This is a genomic window from Brevibacillus parabrevis (assembly GCF_022701015.1).
Taxonomy (GTDB): domain Bacteria; phylum Bacillota; class Bacilli; order Brevibacillales; family Brevibacillaceae; genus Brevibacillus; species Brevibacillus parabrevis.
This window is the reverse complement of the sequence record NZ_CP064090.1, coordinates 2,751,192-2,765,902: the sequence shown is the minus strand read 5'-3', so window position 1 is coordinate 2,765,902 and position 14,711 is coordinate 2,751,192. Positions and strand designations below refer to the sequence as shown.

Sequence of the window (14,711 nt, the reverse complement as noted above, 5' to 3'; positions counted from 1 at the left end):
CTGCTCCTCCCCTAATCGAAGTGGATGCGCGGATCAATCCGGCTGTAAATCAGATCCACGATCAAGTTGGTCAGTGCAAAAATCAGCGCCATGAAAAATACCATCCCTTGCACCGTCGGCATGTCTCGCTTGCTGATCGCTTCAATCGCTAGGCTGCCGATGCCTTGCAAGGAAAATACCGTCTCCACGACTACAGCGCCTGCCATCAGCGAGCCGAATTGCAAGCCGATCATCGTCACGACCGGGATAATCGCATTGGGCAAGCCGTGGCTGAAAATGAGTGAAACGAGCGAAGCCCCTTTTGCTTCGGCTGTCCGCATGTAGTCCTGTTTGATCACTTCCAGCATGCTTGCCCGGGTCATTCGGGCGATCATCCCCGCTTCCGCCATCCCCAAAGTGATGGCTGGCAGCAGCAAGGAATGAACGCCCTCATAGCCGGAAATCGGAAACAGCGCGAGCTTGTAAGCAAAAATCCAGATCAGGAACAGGGCGATCCAGAAGCCTGGCGCGGAAATCCCGACCAGCGAGAGCAGGACGACGAATCTGTCCACCAGCGTATTTTGTTTCACAGCGGCAATCGTCCCGAGCAAAATACCGAATATTGCGGCAATCAAAACACTGAAAATAGCAAGCTGCAACGTGATCGGGAAGCGCGTGACAATCTGCTCCCACACACTCTCTCCCGTAAAGAGAGACGTACCCAGATCCCCCGTCAAAAGTCTGCCCAGAAAGCCGACATACTGCTGCCATAGCGGCTGATCCAGTCCGAGCGCCGTGCGCATCTGGCTGATGGCTTCCGGCGTGGCAAACTGTCCCAATATTTGCGTCGCAGGATCGCCGGGAATCAGGTGCACCATGAGAAATATCAGGACAGATACGCCCAGGAGCGTGCCCAATAGAGAAATCAGCCTTTTCACCACATAGCGGCGCATACCATCACCCCTGTTTCTCTATTTATCGAGAGTGACATCATTCAAAATGAAGTATTGCGTGTAGGAATTGAGCCCAAAGCCTTTGATGCCTCTCGTTGCCGTCACGACTTCGTTCACCCAGAGCGGCACCCATGGCGAATCGTTCAGCAAAATTTCCTGTGCCTGTTCGTAAATGCGAATGCGTTCCTCTTCGCTGGAAGCTTCCCGCCCTTTGTTCAGCAGATCGTCCAGCTCGGGCCGCGTATAGTGCATGCGGCTTTCGGCGTTGCTCTTTTCAAAAATGAGAAACAGAATGTCGGCATCGTACCAGCCGTAGTACATCAGTGCCATGTCGTACGACTTTTTGCTGATCCGGTCTTTGATTGTCGTCATTTCCTGAACGGTAATTTTGAGATCGATTCCCGCTTCTCTCAGCTGGCTTTGGAGAATTTGCGCGGCTCTGGTAAACGCTGGCTGCTGTGACACCAAAATCTCCACCGACAACGGTTTGCCGTCCTTGTCCACGATGCCGTCGTTGTTGGTGTCCGTCCATCCGGCATCTGCCAGCAACTGCTTGGACTCCGCTACATTGCGGGTGTACATTTGCTTCGCCTTGTTCTCGATCGCCTCGCTGTAGCCGAAAATCGTCGGTGCCAACGGTCCGTATATCGGTTTGCCGAAACCGTTCAACGCTACTTGTACCAGCGGATCGCGGTCGACGGAGAGAGCTACCGCCTTGCGCAGGCGAACGTCACTGAACAGTGGATGCTTGTTGTTAAAAGCGATGTACTTGATGCCGATGTCCATCGTTTTCTGAATGTCGACGCCAGGCAATGACTGCAATTCAGCGACAGAGTTTGCCGGAACATCGTGCAGCACGTGAATCGTCCCTTTTTTGAACTCCATCATGCGCGTATCGTCGTCTTTCAAAAAGCGGAACAAAACGTTGTCGATATGAAGCGGGCCTTTGTTTGCGACGTACTCCGGCCCCCAGTTGTACTCGGGATTTTTCTTGAACAGAAGCGATGCGCCCCGCTCCCGCTTCTCAAACTGGATCGGCCCCGTTCCCGATGGCTTGTCGCCAAAACCGTCGCCCAGCTCTTTTGCCGCCTTCGTGTCCACAGGAGAAACCATTCCGCTAATGACGACGTTGATAAAAGGAGAAAATGGCTTGCTGAAATGAACTTTCAGCGTCTGCTCGTCTGTTGCCTCCACTTTTTCGATCGGCCCGACGATCCCTTTGACAGGGGAGATTTCCAGCATCCGGTCAAACGACTCCTTCACAGCGGCTGCCGTCACAGGATTGCCGGTGTGGAAGCGGATATTTTTGCGTATGGTGAACGTCCACGTTTTGCCGTCCGGCGAAATCTCGTATTTTTCCGCAAGGCCGGGGATGATTTTTCCCGAAGTGTCCCGGCTCAGCAGCGGTTCGTACAAAAGGCCGTTCTCGTTGCCGAGCCAGGTTGTTTTGTGCAGATCGAGCGTGTCCGGGTCAATCAGCGATGAGACAACGAGCGTGTTGCTCGTCTTGCCCGCCTCATCGGTTTTCGGCTGCGTCGTCTGGTTGGCTGTCTGCGATGAACAGCCTGCGATGACTGCCGTTGCCAGCAGTACGCTTAGTGGCCCTGTTTTCCACCAGCTTTTTTTCATACCCTCATCCCCTTTTTTCTCTCAGCGTCACATGTCGGTTTCCCCCACGAAGGGATAGATTTGGCGACTCGTGTTTTCGTAGTTTAGCAGCCGTTCTTTCACCTGCTCGCCATCGGCCTGTACCACACCGCTGACCAGTACGCTCAGCATGGAAAAGATCGCGGTCATTCCTTTCAGCGCGGTAGGAGCAGGTGCATGAACTTTCAAGACTTGATCGGCAATCGGCCCGACCGGAGAAAGCTCGTCGTCGGTAATCCCCAAAACGACAGCCCCTCTCTCCTTTGCCGCCTTGGTGAACAAAATCGTTTCACTGACATAGCGGGGAAAGGACAAGGTAATGACCAACCAGTCCGAATTGATCTGGGTCAGCAAATAGTTCGCATCGTCGACAGGTCCTCTGTACAGGTGCGCATTTCCTTTTACGACATTCAGTGAAAAAGCGAGCCAATTGGCAGGGGCATACGAGCTGCGGAAGCCGACGACGAGAATGTGCCTGGCGGCCATGATGCTTGCTACCGCCTGCTCCAGCTGTTCCTTTTTCAGTCCGCCGAGCGTTTGCCGAATGTAGGCGACGTCCTGCTCCATGTTGAAGGAGATCAGATCGTCCTGATCGCGCAAATCTTCCGCTGCTGCCCGCAGGCTGTCAATGGCATTTTCTTTTTGCACTTTATCCAGCAAGGAGCTGCGAATTTCTTGCTGCAACTCGCTATACCCGGAGTAACCGAGCGCGTAGGAGAGGCGAATGACTGTCGTTTCACTCGTGCCGCTCAGCGCCCCGACCACCTTTGCGGGTTTTTGGGCTACGACTTTTGTTTCGGCGAGAATGTATTTGGCGGCCAGCTTTTGCTGGTTTGTCAATTCCGGATAATGTTTGCGAATGCGCTCCTGTACGTTTTCCATCTTCTTCTACTTCCTTGTCAGTTGTGGTAGGGTCGGATCTGTGATCGGGTCTAGCGGATAAAGTGGGCGATTTGCCCGTTTGTATTGGAAAAACCGGAAGTTCAGCGTCGTCAGGCCGGGTGAATCAACCGTGATGACTTTGGCGCTGATCGGTTCAAAGGCGGCCCGGAAGTGCGTACTCGACTTGAGGGCAACGATCTTGTAGCGCGTGACATCAATGCCGTGCAGCTGAAAAATTTGTTCGTCGAGCACCTGCGATTTGACCGAGCAGACGAGCACATCGACACCGCCGATTTGCAAGCGGACAGATTTGCCGTAGTCGATACGCGCTCCTTGGCCCATCGGCGTCGTGGCGACAAACTTGCCATCGGTCAACGCTTTGACGTACGCGGTTACTTCAAGCGGCTCGCCGTGCAGATGGTCGGTTTTCCCGCCTAGGCTAATCTCCAGCGTGGCCCCGACTCCCGCTGCAAATGCTTGTTGCACCACTTCTGGATCGTACATGTAGCCGAAGCAGGCGTTGGTCAACTGCGCGTCGAGCATGGCCCGCAACAGATGCGTCCCGTCGCCGGGAGTTCCTCCGCCCGGGTTGTCCGATGTCTCGTTGATGACAATCGGCATTCCTTCTGTAGCGAGTGCTTGCGCGATTCCTTCCGCAGGAGTCGGCATGATCAGCTCGAAGTCATCCCTGTGTTGCCAAACGAGCTTCGCTACATCCTCGCTCACTTTGCGGGCAAGCTCGCTGTCGTTGTTCGTGACCGTCAAAACCGCCACTCCCAGCTCCGGAATGTCCGTGTACGGGAAACCGTGAAAAAAGGCGCAGTCGATCACGTTCTCTTCCTTTTCCCAAGCCCAGCATGCCTCGTTGATTTCGTTCGCCGGAAAATGGTGGGTAGCAGAGGTAGGGATCAAAAGCGGCAATCGGGTGAGATGCATCGTCGGCTTCCACTCGCCTGCGACCATTTTGCTGGCGACGTCAATCGCCTCCAGGCCGCGCTCATAGCAGTCAACGTGCGGATACAGGTGAACGCCGAGCAGCGCGTCCGCCTCCTCAACCATCTTCGGAGTCATGTTGGCATGCAAGTCGAGCGTCACGACCAGCGGAATGTCGTAGCCGACCACGCCGCGAACGGCCGCGAGCAGATCGCCTTCCAGATCGTCGACGCCTTCTGCAACGCCCGCTCCGTGAAGCGCGAGACAGATCGCATCCGCATCCTTCGCCAGCCGCAGCCCTTCCAGCAGCTCGTTTTTCATCCGCTCGTACGTCTCATGCGTGATCGTGCCAGCCGGGTAGGCGAACGTGGAGAAAGTCGGCAAAAGTTCAATCCCCAGCTCCTCCGCCCGGTCGACCATTCCGCCGAGGAAGTTTCGGACTTTGCGGTTGCGTGAAAGGATGACCTCTCCGTGATCCCACTCCCAGCTTTGAAACAGGTCTAGCGTAGAAGGAACGTTGGAAAATGTGTTCGTTTCGTGCACGACGCCACCAATTGCCACTTTCAATCCGATCTCCTCCTCAGTCATTTTCCATTTTGAAGTTTAAACTTTAAATTTAGAATTTTTTGAAGTTATTCCTTTTCGCAAATTATATCGGCAAAAAAATCACGAATCAATGATTAATTCATGAAATTTTGTCAAGCTGGATTGTACTCGTTGAACTGCAAAACAAACGCCAAAAGACCCTCCTGCAAAAAGGAGAGCCTTTTGTCTGCACCGATTGAATTACGATGTTTTCCACTTGGCCAATTCAGACGGGAACTTGTCATTCAGCACTTTGATGTATGTCCCTTTCATGCCGAGCGAGCGGGATTCGAGTACGCCAGCGCTGGCCAGCTTGCGCAGCGCGTTGACGATGACAGAGCGCGTAAGCCCGGCCTGATCCGCCAGCTGGCTTGCTACGAGCAAGCCTTCGCGCGCGTCGAGCTGCTCCATGATTTTCTCGATGGCAATCTGTTCACTGTAGGAAAGGGAGGACAATGCAATTTTGGCAAACGTTTTGTCCCGCACTTCATTTTCAATCTGCTCCGTGCGCTGACGGACAATTTTCATCCCGATGACCGTGGCGCCGATCTCGCCCAAAATCAAATCTTCTGTCTCGAACTCGCCGTAAGCGCGAAGCAACACGAGTGTGCCCAGTCGGCTTCCGCCCGCGTTAATCGGGACGATCGTCGTCATCATTTGCGGAAACAAACTGCCCAGCTCTTTTGGCACAAAGCTGTACGGGCTTTGAATCGACTCGTTCGCCAACGTTTGCGTCACTTCCAGCAGCTTCTGGTGTACTCCGCTTTGCAGGTGGGTCTGCCCTTCTTCATTCAGGGAAATTTCCTGATTCATTCCGCTGCCGAGAATCGAGCCGTCAGCCGTAATGATGTACACATTGGCCGAGATGACTTCGGACAAAAGCTTGGCGAGGTCTTGAAAGCCGACACCGCTGCCTCCCATTGTTTTTTGCAGCATGACATTGATTTTTCTCGTTTTTTCCAACAAATTCATAATAATATCCTCCTTGGATTTCTTCATGCTCACAGTATTGTCAGAAAAATCCAGCCCCATACATGCAAATCAAAAAATTAGAAAGACACCTCATGCAATCGGTTTTTCGCCCGAAAAATGGGTGTTTGCCTGAACACGTTTGCCCCTGTCGGCGACTATTCTATATAGGGAACAAACATCACGTCACGGATTACGGGAGGATTTCAAATGGGGCTGTTTAACGGAGGCTTTAACGGGTTGTCTTTGATTCTTGTATTGTTCGTCCTGTTGACGATCGTCGGCGCAGACGACTAATTTGCTCGCTTTTTCGCCCATACAAAAAGGCTGCCTGGTTTTCTCCCAGACAGCCTTCTTTTCTTTTTCGCACTCGCTTGGCTCTTAACTCTTAGCGCAGCTGTTTCTTGATCAGCTGCTCGATCGCATCCGCAATCACATGTGTCGGTCTGTTCAAATCTTCGTCATGCAGTCGGAAGCGCACGTAGCGCTCGTCGAGGTTAAACGCTTCTTCAAAAGCGCCCAGGAAGCCGCGCGCACGCTTGTCTAGCTCCAGCAACACTTCCAGCTCTCCCTCGCGCAAGTAGAAGATTGCCTCCAACTCTTCCAGACGGCTGCGGTACGGCCCGGTCGGACGAAACTCGAACTCTTGCACAAACGGATACGATTTGCCCAGATGGCGATTGTACTCGCAATCTACTTTGTACAGTTGGAAGCCAAGGGAAGAAACAGCATCCAGCACTTTTGTCATCAACGGATGCGGACGCACTTCGATGAAATCGGAATCGCCAGGATCAATCGCATTTTTGATATCCAGTCCGGTTCGCAAATAAACAGGCTGGCGCCCCATTGTCAGCGGGGTTTCATAAGGAAGCGGGAAAGCAAAAGGAAGGACTTTGCTCTCTTTTGGCTGCAGGTACACGCGCTCGGTCAAACGGTATTTGACCAGGGTGCATTCTTCTTTCACCTTGTTGTCGTTCACTTCTCGTTCATAGTGGGTAACAACGTACATGTAGATTTCGTCGATTTCCTGTGCTACATCTCCTCCTGTAAGATGCACCTCGCCTTTTACGAGATCCCCGGGAACGAGCGACTCCTCCTCCAAACGGGTATCTACTTTCGCAGCTCCAATTCCAACACTCGCCAGCAACTTCTTGAACATGGACATGTACTCGCCTCTCCTTTGCGTTGACCCCAGACCTTGATCGATCTGCCTTCAGGTATCTATGTAGAAATATACGAGGGAAGAAAAAGAAAGTTTCGCGCAACCTTTTGCCAAACATCATCCGATATGACCTCTGCCGTGACGAAGACTTGCAGCGTCCGCGCGATGAAGACCGTCTTGATTCGCACTTCGACCATCGTGCGATCCGACAGGACGTACTCCCTGCGGCGCAGCATCTCATGCAGAACCTGGTGAACTTCTGCGACCTGCTCCGCTTTTTTGCCTTTGAGCGAAGCGAAGTCTTTTTCCACCATATCGACGACTTGTACGACAATCGTGGCATGCAAAGGCTGCTTCTGATCCGCCGTCAGCACAAAAGCGCGAACCTCCTCGATCACCTGATCCTGGTTTTTGCGGTAGACGCGCTGGTTTTGCTTCAGCTCCTGGTTTTCTTCGTACAGCTTTTTGTTTTGCAGCTCCAGGCTTTTGCGCACCAGCATCATTTGTTCCATCTCGCGCCCGTACACGAACAAAATCACGGTGCCGCCCACAAGACAGCCGATGAGCAGAAGCGCGAGGTATCGTTTCCAGAAGATGACCATCATGAGCGCACCTGCACGAGCCAGTGCACGCAAATCGTTCCGATATGAGCGCCCAAAAAAGCCACGACGATCATGACAAGCTGCTTGAATACGGGCGAGAAGTTGCCCATCAATATTTTTTCAATTTGCAAAAAGGAGTCGAAGGTGCCGCCCAAAGCGCCGACCAGCCCCCATATTTTCAGTTGGTCTGCCAGTTGTACCATCGAAAACAACGGAGGCTTTTCTGTCAAAAACGCACCCAATCCTCCGCACAAGGCTCCTCCCACGACAATGCCATAGGCTACAAAAAACGTCAAAATGACTTGTGCCATGCTGATCCCCCATCCTCCCGACTGCATGACGTATGCTTATCCCTACGCGGCTTGTCTGGTTTTTATGATCGAAAAGCCTTCCCGCCCCTGTCATCTGTTCTCTTGCCACGGCATGCCCTCTGCCAAACTCCAAAAAAAGAAGGCATGCTTATGTCGGTAGCATGCCACTGGTACTCATGGCTTGTTCCTGCCCCATCTGCGCAGACGTTTTTGGATGCGCGGGGAGTTCATCACCATAAGATCCATAAACAAATTGACCATATTCGGATTGCTTAACACTTGTTTGAACACTTCCGGATTTTCTTTGAACCATTGCTCATTGGCCTTGATCCATGCTTTGAAGCCTTGATTGGAGCGATAGTGATTGTTCAGGCGGCGAACTGGCCGATATGCGCTCATCTCAATCTATCCCTTCGTCAAAGAATATGGAGAGGAGAAAGATGATCACGATAATCCAGATCACCACTTCAAAGCCATCTTGGTTAAAAAAACCAAAACCTTTCATGCGAGATCCCCCCTTCACACTAGCTCGAACCATTGCACCTGGCATACCGCCCATGGCACCTTTTCTCTATAGGTATATGTATCGGGATGAATGTTGGATTGGACACCCGCCTGCCTCGCGTGCACATTTGTACGCTCGCCCATTTTTGTTGCATAGAGACAAACCTTTTCCACTCATACTAGAAAGGATGTTGAACAACTAGAGGAGGCGATTATGACAGCCTCACAGGGAGCACTCTGGCGCAACAAGCCTTATTTGATCTTGCTGCTGCTCGTTTTTTTCATGCACATGGCTTCGTATTTGGTCATCCCGGTGTTTCCGATTTTTTTGCAAAAGGTGCGGCTCTTGCATCTGGCTCAGGTGGGCTTCATTCTCGGGGCAGGCAGCATCGCCTATCAAATCGGCAGCCTGATCGGGGGGCCGATGTCGGATCGGTGGGGTAGACGGGCGATCATCGCGTTGGGAGCCTTGCTTCAGGGCAGTGCCATGCTCGGCTACCATTACAGTGCGAATTACGGGTTTTTCCTGTTGTTTTCGACGGTGAACGGGCTGGGGCTCGGACTGTTGGCCCCCACGATCAAAGCGATGATTGCCGATGAAGTGGCGGAAGCGCAGCGGACGACAGCTTTTTCCTGGCGGGGCATTCTCGCCCACAGCGGGATTATCGTAGCAGGTCTGGTGATTACGTGGATGACGGCGATTCATCAGCAGCCGTTTATCGTCTCTGCCATCGTTTTTGGCCTGCTCGCTGTTTTGACGTTCTTTTCCTTGCCGGATGACCGCTGTGTCGGCCCTGACTGTCGTCGCACGCCGATCTCGGAATATCGGCATATTTTGAAGCACCGCAGCTTCCTGCTGTTCTCGGGAATTACCTTGCTGATGTGGGCGCTGTACGCGCAGTTCACCATGATCCTGCCTTTGCGCGGCGAGCATGTACTGCATTCCGCAACGCTCATCGGCCTTGTCTGGACGATCAACTCGCTCTGTGTCGTTTTGCTGCAAGGCTTTATCTCGCGCTTTATTCTGCAGCGGATCAATCCGTATATCGCACTCGCCATCGGAACGACCTTGCTCGGGGCCGGACTGACCGCGATGGGCTGGGCCAATCACTTTGCCACGCTCAGTGCCGCGGCCGTCCTGTTTATCCTCGGTGAAATGCTGTTCATGCCTGTCCAGGATTCGCTCGTTACCCATTTTGCCAAAGAAGAGTGGCTGGGAGCGTACTTCGGCTTCTCCAACTTTGTCTCCGGAGTGGGAACCGCCATCGGGACAAGCCTTGGCGGCGCCATGGTCGAAAAACTCGGCGGAGTGGCGAGCCGAAGTCCGTGGATAGCTTACGGCATCGTCACCTTGTTTCTGGCGGCACTGCTCGGGTTGTTTGCCGTCTATGCCATCCCGCGCTACAAAAATCCGGCGCAGACCAACGAGTCCAGCACGAAAAGAAAGGAAGGTGCGACGTAAAATGACTCAGTCAAAAAATCAGCAGCAGCAGCAAAACGGGCAAGATGCGGAACGCAACCGTCAGCCCAAATCAGTGCAAAACGATGCCCCTGGCTACGGAGACAAAAAGCTGGAAGGGCCGAATCGCCCTTCTACTTGAGAGCTTCCCGCTTTGTTTCTGCACGAAAAAGCCATTTCCCCGATGCAGAGGAAATGGCTTTTTTCATGAAATCGGATGTAACCGCTTGCGTCAACAAAACAGTCATGACCGTTTTGTTTGGCTCGTCACCGTCTCGTTCAACTGATGGGCACGAGCTTGTATGGCAGAGAGAACTCCGCGAGCTTTTGCAAAAAGCTTTGGCTTGCCTGTTCGTCAGGGGCAATCAGCTGCAAATAGCGTGTGAAGTAAAACACGATTCGGTCTTCGTCGCCTTCCTTCAGGCGGTAATGCGATAGTTGGGCGATGTCTGTCAGTTCGTAAAAATACGCGTAGCGCTCGGGAGTCATCGGCGCTTGAAAAGAACGGCTGACGACGATTCCGTTGCTGAGATGTTCCTTGCTGTTCTCTCTCGTCGCCCCGAGGAAGCGCAAAGTTTCCCCCGCCCGCTTCGCTCCCAGCTTTTCTGCCAGCATGCTGTCGTTGTACTCCACTTCCAAATCGGTCAGTCGGTCGCGGACGGACTCCAGCATGGACATCAGCACTTTGCGGACAGCGAGATTTTCCGTTGCGAACTGGTTGTCAAAAACATTAAATTCGTAAGACGTCGCCTGACCTTGGCGCTTCGTATACAAAATAATTGCGTTCAAAAGCGCCACCTCCCCTCGTTATCTCGGCAAAATCGCTTCAAAGGTCGCCCGATCCAGCTTGCGCACGATCGCGAACAAGAGGCGCTTGGCCGCTTCGTAGTCTTCCCGATCGATGATCGAAGCATGGCTGTGAATGTAGCGGGAAGGGATTCCGATGACGGCGGACGGCACTCCTTTTCCGTGGTGCTGCACGACCCCTGCGTCTGTATAACCTTTGGCAATGTAAATCTGGTACGGGATGTTTTCCTGCTCGCATGTAGAAATCAACAGTTCCCGCAAGCCGAGCGGCATCATGTACATCGGATCGTAAATCCGCATCAGCAGGCCGCCGCCCAGTTTTCCGCCTTCGTCTTTCACGCCGGGAATATCGGTCGCCGGGCTGGCATCCAATGCGAGGAACAAATCCGGCTCGATAACGGCTGCTGCGGTTTTCGCTCCGCGCCCGCCAGACAGCTCTTCCTGAACAGTTGCTCCCACATACACCACGTTCGGATGTCCTGGCCGCTCATGCAGTTCTTTTGCCAGCTCAACAGCCAAGCTGCACCCGTAGCGGTTGTCCCACGCTTTCGCCATGACGCGGCGCGGGTTGGTCATGACCTGGAGCGGGCAGACCGGAACGATCTGCTGACCCGGACGCACGCCTGCCTGCTCGGCTTCTTCCCGCGTATCGACTCCGATATCGATGTACATATTGCGAATGTCCATCGGGCGATTGCGCTGATCTTCACTGAGCACGTGCGGAGGAATCGAGCTGATTACGCCTTCCACCGCGCCTTTTTCCGTTATGATTTGAACGCGCTGGGCGAGCAGGACTTGTCCCCACCAGCCTCCCAACGTCTGAAACGAAATAAAGCCTTTTTCCGAAATGCGCGTCACCATGAACCCTACTTCATCCATATGTCCGGCCACCATGATTTTCGGACCGTTTTCATCCCCGCGCATCACGCCGAGCATACTGCCGAGGTTATCGTATACGAACTCGTTTGTATATGTACCCAAGTATTCCCGCATGATATCGCGAACCGGACCTTCGAAGCCGGGTGCTCCCGGCGCTTGGGTCAGCCGTTTCCACAGCTCCAGTTGAAAGTCGTTTTCCATTGTGGTCAAGCCTCCTGTCATCCCTTGTCGGATGTTTGTCTATCTCTCCTATTATCCGTGAGGCTGATTTTGGATGCAACCGTTCACAAGCAGGAATGTGCCGCCTTCTGTCCGAATGAAGTAAAAATACGAATTGGATAGGGGGAAAAAAGAAATGGCGATCACGTTGCGAAGATTGACGGAAACGAGCGAAATTGAGCAGTTGGAAGCGATGGAAGGGAAAATATGGGACCCTGCTTCTGCCATTCCGTACCACATGACGCTGACCATGCACAAATTTGGCGGACTGTTTCTCGGGGCGTTTGACGGAGACGAAATGATCGGGTTTTTATACAGCTTCCCAGGCTACACCAACGGGGAGACGCATCTCTGTTCGCACATGCTGGGCTTTTTGCCCGAATACCGCAAGCAGGGACTTGGCGTGCAGATGAAGTGGCTGCAAAAGGACGAAGCAAAAGCGATGGGCCATTCCAAGATTACCTGGACGTACGATCCGCTGGAAACAGTGAATGGCGTGCTGAACATCGTCAAGCTCGGCGGGATCGTCCGCACGTACTTGCCCAATTGCTACGGCGACCTCGATGACGACTTCAACCGCGGCTTGCCGACCGACCGTTTTCTCGTGGAATGGTTCATCGACAGCGGACGGGTAGAAGCCCGCCAAGCAAACGGAGCACCGCGACTGTCTTATGACGGCGCTCCAAATATTTTGCACTATGAGATCACGGATGGCATCCCGACCCCTGTTGCTCTGGCGACCGATCGGGAAGAGTCTGTCCTGCTCTTGCCCGTCCCTGCCTTCTTCCAGCAGGTGAAGCAGGCAGACATGAGTGTAGCCGCTCTTTGGCGCAAGCAAACCGGCGAGTTGCTCACGACGTATTTTGCCAAAGGATACATGGTGACGGATATCGTCCGCGATGAGACAATCGTCCGCTACGTGCTTACGAAAAAGCCGCTCGCAGACATTCTCGCCTGACGCACAGGCATCCCCCTTTTACGCCCGCGGTTCCCTTCGCTCTCTTTTGGGCGAGAGAGCAGGTGTTGTGGTAAAATGGGGGATGCCTCACCCTACACCATAACTAAGGACGAAAACGAAATGAATCGATCACAGTACGATTTTGATGTCATCATTATCGGCGGCGGGCCTTCCGGGCTGATGTCCGCTGTTGCGGCTTCGAGTCAGGGAGCGCGTGTCTGCCTGGTAGAAAAAGGCGGGAAGCTCGGGCGCAAGCTGATCATTTCTGGCGGCGGCCGCTGCAATGTTACCAACGCCAAGGAACAGGACGAGCTGATCAAGCAAATGCCAGGCAATGGCCGTTTTATGTATAGCGCTCTGACGCAATTCGGCAATCGGGAAATCATGCAATTTTTCGAGGGCTTGGGAGTCGCCCTGAAGGAAGAAGATCGCGGGCGAATGTTTCCTGTGACGGACAAGGCGGTTACTGTAGCGCAGGCGCTCATTGACCTTTTAAAGCGGCAAAATGTCACCATCCGGCTGAACTCTCCCGTCCAGGAAGTGCTCTATGAAAACGGCAGAACGACTGGCATCTTGCTGCAAACGGGCGAAAAGCTCTCAGCCCCTTGCGTCATTATCGCGGTAGGCGGCTGCTCGGTTCCTCAGACAGGCTCGACGGGAGACGGATACGCCTGGGCCAAGGCTGCCGGACATACGGTGACGGACTTGTATCCAACAGAAGTGCCGCTGACCGCAAACGATTCGTTCATTCGCGACAAAACGCTTCAAGGACTGTCTCTGCGCGATGTGACGATGACGTTGTACGCCCCGAACGGCAAAAAGATCAACACGCAGGAAGGCGACATGATTTTTACCCATTTCGGGCTGTCTGGACCAGCCTCGCTGCGGATGGGACACTATGTTTCTACCAGCCAACGCAAATACGGCGCGATCCCGCTGTCGCTCACGCTCGATCTGATGCCAGCGAAAAGCAAAGACGAGATCAACGCGGAAAGCTGGCAGCTTTTGGAGGAGCAACCGAAAAAAGCGGTCAAAAACGTGCTGAAAGGCTACTTGCCTGAACGGATTATCCCCTTGCTGCTGTCGCTTGCCGACATCTCGGAAGACACGACGTACAGCCATATGAAAAAGCAAGATTGGGCAAGCTTTGCCGGCATCATCAAAGCATTTCCACTGACAATCACAGGCACGCTTTCCTTAGAAGAAGCTTTCATTACGGGCGGCGGAGTCAGCGTCAAGGAAATCGACCCGCGGACGATGCGTTCGAAGCTGATGGATGGCTTGTACTTCGCTGGGGAAGTCATGGATGTTCACGCCCATACCGGAGGCTACAACATTACTATCGCCTTTTCATCGGGACATTCCGCAGGTACGCACAGTGCGGAAGAAGCTTTGGAATTTTTTTGCGAGAATAACGTTTAGGGGAAGACAAATCGGGGAAACTAGCAAGCAGGTACTCTTTTTTGCGAAAGAGTGATCAGCACCTTACTCCCCCCTAGTTGTAAGGTGCTGGTTATCAGACCTTTACTCCCTTTATCTTCCCTAGATGGAGCATCGCCCTCGTGAGCGATGCTTCTTTTTTTTTTGCACAAAAAAACACCTGTCGCGTACGGAGCGCATTCCGCCTGCGATCAGGTGTTTTTTATGGAAAATGCTAGGTTAGGCTGCCATCCGGAACAAGTAGGCAAAGCCTGCTAAAACAAAGGCCAGGCCGAGCAAAAAGAATGTGTTCGCCCTTTGCTTCACCCGCTTTTCATTGCCCCGGAAATAGTGGTTCATCCGACTTTGCCATCTTTTCGTTCGGGGCTGAAGCATGACAAGCACCCCTGCGGCCATCAGGAAAAAGGGAAGGAGCTTCATCG

General features: G+C 53.2%; 17 protein-coding genes. 5 read left to right on the top strand and 12 right to left on the bottom strand.

The annotated features are described in order from the left end of the window. Positions 1–11: 11 nt before the first annotated feature. From IRJ17_RS13055 to codY, 5 genes are all read right to left on the bottom strand, one after another. The gene (locus IRJ17_RS13055) at positions 12–932 is read right to left on the bottom strand and encodes an ABC transporter permease (protein WP_122964040.1); all 921 of its coding nucleotides are present in this window, start codon (positions 930–932) and stop codon (positions 12–14) included. An 18-nt stretch (positions 933–950) separates the two neighbouring features. After that, positions 951–2,561: an ABC transporter substrate-binding protein gene (locus IRJ17_RS13050; RefSeq protein ID WP_122964039.1), complete on the bottom strand. Its 1,611-nt coding sequence runs from the start codon at positions 2,559–2,561 to the stop codon at positions 951–953. Between the two features lie 27 nt (positions 2,562–2,588). Further along, the gene (locus IRJ17_RS13045) at positions 2,589–3,461 is read right to left on the bottom strand and encodes a MurR/RpiR family transcriptional regulator (RefSeq protein ID WP_173598197.1); all 873 of its coding nucleotides are present in this window, start codon (positions 3,459–3,461) and stop codon (positions 2,589–2,591) included. 6 nt (positions 3,462–3,467) lie between these two features. Then, positions 3,468–4,961, bottom strand: coding sequence for a M81 family metallopeptidase (locus IRJ17_RS13040; protein ID WP_122964037.1), 1,494 nt, complete (start codon positions 4,959–4,961; stop codon positions 3,468–3,470). A 219-nt stretch (positions 4,962–5,180) separates the two neighbouring features. Continuing rightward, on the bottom strand, positions 5,181–5,951 hold the full coding sequence (gene codY, locus IRJ17_RS13035; RefSeq protein WP_122964036.1) for a GTP-sensing pleiotropic transcriptional regulator CodY: 771 nt from the start codon (positions 5,949–5,951) through the stop codon (positions 5,181–5,183). A 207-nt stretch (positions 5,952–6,158) separates the two neighbouring features. Here codY and IRJ17_RS13030 point away from each other — a divergent pair, with 207 nt between their 5' ends. Further along, positions 6,159–6,245 carry a YjcZ family sporulation protein gene (locus tag IRJ17_RS13030; protein WP_122964035.1) on the top strand — a complete coding sequence of 29 codons (87 nt, stop codon included), beginning with the start codon at positions 6,159–6,161 and terminating at the stop codon, positions 6,243–6,245. Between the two features lie 91 nt (positions 6,246–6,336). On the opposite strand, the gene IRJ17_RS13025 is transcribed toward IRJ17_RS13030, so the two are convergent. From IRJ17_RS13025 to IRJ17_RS13010, 4 genes are all read right to left on the bottom strand, one after another. Next, on the bottom strand, positions 6,337–7,113 hold the full coding sequence (locus IRJ17_RS13025) for a sporulation protein (protein ID WP_122964034.1): 777 nt from the start codon (positions 7,111–7,113) through the stop codon (positions 6,337–6,339). Between the two features lie 56 nt (positions 7,114–7,169). Then, positions 7,170–7,715: a sporulation membrane protein YtrI gene (locus IRJ17_RS13020; RefSeq protein ID WP_122964033.1), complete on the bottom strand. Its 546-nt coding sequence runs from the start codon at positions 7,713–7,715 to the stop codon at positions 7,170–7,172. Next, the gene (locus IRJ17_RS13015) at positions 7,712–8,023 is read right to left on the bottom strand and encodes a YtrH family sporulation protein (protein WP_063228142.1); all 312 of its coding nucleotides are present in this window, start codon (positions 8,021–8,023) and stop codon (positions 7,712–7,714) included. The genes IRJ17_RS13020 and IRJ17_RS13015 overlap by 4 nt, the downstream gene beginning before the upstream one ends. Before the next feature lie 174 nt (positions 8,024–8,197). After that, complete coding sequence (locus tag IRJ17_RS13010; protein WP_063228141.1) at positions 8,198–8,422, bottom strand: hypothetical protein; 225 nt, start codon at positions 8,420–8,422, stop codon at positions 8,198–8,200. A gap of 319 nt (positions 8,423–8,741) precedes the next feature. On the opposite strand from IRJ17_RS13010, the gene IRJ17_RS13005 reads away from it, so the two are divergent. Beyond that, positions 8,742–9,989: an MFS transporter gene (locus IRJ17_RS13005; protein ID WP_242774959.1), complete on the top strand. Its 1,248-nt coding sequence runs from the start codon at positions 8,742–8,744 to the stop codon at positions 9,987–9,989. Between the two features lies 1 nt (position 9,990). Beyond that, complete coding sequence (locus tag IRJ17_RS13000; protein ID WP_167470277.1) at positions 9,991–10,128, top strand: hypothetical protein; 138 nt, start codon at positions 9,991–9,993, stop codon at positions 10,126–10,128. Positions 10,129–10,265: 137 nt separating this feature from the next. On the opposite strand, the gene IRJ17_RS12995 is transcribed toward IRJ17_RS13000, so the two are convergent. Continuing rightward, positions 10,266–10,775: a hypothetical protein gene (locus IRJ17_RS12995; RefSeq protein WP_122964031.1), complete on the bottom strand. Its 510-nt coding sequence runs from the start codon at positions 10,773–10,775 to the stop codon at positions 10,266–10,268. A gap of 18 nt (positions 10,776–10,793) precedes the next feature. Next, positions 10,794–11,873, bottom strand: a complete 1,080-nt coding sequence (locus IRJ17_RS12990; RefSeq protein WP_242774956.1) for a M42 family metallopeptidase — start codon at positions 11,871–11,873, stop codon at positions 10,794–10,796. A gap of 154 nt (positions 11,874–12,027) precedes the next feature. On the opposite strand from IRJ17_RS12990, the gene IRJ17_RS12985 reads away from it, so the two are divergent. Then, positions 12,028–12,849, top strand: coding sequence for a GNAT family N-acetyltransferase (locus IRJ17_RS12985; RefSeq protein WP_122964029.1), 822 nt, complete (start codon positions 12,028–12,030; stop codon positions 12,847–12,849). A 120-nt stretch (positions 12,850–12,969) separates the two neighbouring features. Further along, the gene (locus IRJ17_RS12980) at positions 12,970–14,271 is read left to right on the top strand and encodes a BaiN/RdsA family NAD(P)/FAD-dependent oxidoreductase (protein WP_173598200.1); all 1,302 of its coding nucleotides are present in this window, start codon (positions 12,970–12,972) and stop codon (positions 14,269–14,271) included. A gap of 237 nt (positions 14,272–14,508) precedes the next feature. Here IRJ17_RS12980 and IRJ17_RS12975 read toward each other — a convergent pair whose 3' ends face one another. Next, complete coding sequence (locus IRJ17_RS12975) at positions 14,509–14,709, bottom strand: hypothetical protein (protein ID WP_173598214.1); 201 nt, start codon at positions 14,707–14,709, stop codon at positions 14,509–14,511. Between the last annotated feature and the right edge of the window lie 2 nt (positions 14,710–14,711).

What these genes read in the sequence shown, in the direction of transcription:
- IRJ17_RS13055 (WP_122964040.1), bottom strand. Translation starts at nt 932, where the DNA reads ATGCGCCGCTATGTGGTGAAAAGGCTGATTTCTCTATTGGGCACGCTC.
- IRJ17_RS13050 (WP_122964039.1), bottom strand. Translation starts at nt 2,561, where the DNA reads ATGAAAAAAAGCTGGTGGAAAACAGGGCCACTAAGCGTACTGCTGGCA.
- IRJ17_RS13045 (WP_173598197.1), bottom strand. Translation starts at nt 3,461, where the DNA reads ATGGAAAACGTACAGGAGCGCATTCGCAAACATTATCCGGAATTGACA.
- codY (WP_122964036.1), bottom strand. Translation starts at nt 5,951, where the DNA reads ATGAATTTGTTGGAAAAAACGAGAAAAATCAATGTCATGCTGCAAAAA.
- IRJ17_RS13030 (WP_122964035.1), top strand. Translation starts at nt 6,159, where the DNA reads ATGGGGCTGTTTAACGGAGGCTTTAACGGGTTGTCTTTGATTCTTGTA.
- IRJ17_RS13025 (WP_122964034.1), bottom strand. Translation starts at nt 7,113, where the DNA reads ATGTCCATGTTCAAGAAGTTGCTGGCGAGTGTTGGAATTGGAGCTGCG.
- IRJ17_RS13020 (WP_122964033.1), bottom strand. Translation starts at nt 7,715, where the DNA reads ATGATGGTCATCTTCTGGAAACGATACCTCGCGCTTCTGCTCATCGGC.
- IRJ17_RS13015 (WP_063228142.1), bottom strand. Translation starts at nt 8,023, where the DNA reads ATGGCACAAGTCATTTTGACGTTTTTTGTAGCCTATGGCATTGTCGTG.
- IRJ17_RS13010 (WP_063228141.1), bottom strand. Translation starts at nt 8,422, where the DNA reads ATGAGCGCATATCGGCCAGTTCGCCGCCTGAACAATCACTATCGCTCC.
- IRJ17_RS13005 (WP_242774959.1), top strand. Translation starts at nt 8,742, where the DNA reads ATGACAGCCTCACAGGGAGCACTCTGGCGCAACAAGCCTTATTTGATC.
- IRJ17_RS13000 (WP_167470277.1), top strand. Translation starts at nt 9,991, where the DNA reads ATGACTCAGTCAAAAAATCAGCAGCAGCAGCAAAACGGGCAAGATGCG.
- IRJ17_RS12990 (WP_242774956.1), bottom strand. Translation starts at nt 11,873, where the DNA reads ATGGAAAACGACTTTCAACTGGAGCTGTGGAAACGGCTGACCCAAGCG.
- IRJ17_RS12985 (WP_122964029.1), top strand. Translation starts at nt 12,028, where the DNA reads ATGGCGATCACGTTGCGAAGATTGACGGAAACGAGCGAAATTGAGCAG.
- IRJ17_RS12980 (WP_173598200.1), top strand. Translation starts at nt 12,970, where the DNA reads ATGAATCGATCACAGTACGATTTTGATGTCATCATTATCGGCGGCGGG.
- IRJ17_RS12975 (WP_173598214.1), bottom strand. Translation starts at nt 14,709, where the DNA reads ATGAAGCTCCTTCCCTTTTTCCTGATGGCCGCAGGGGTGCTTGTCATG.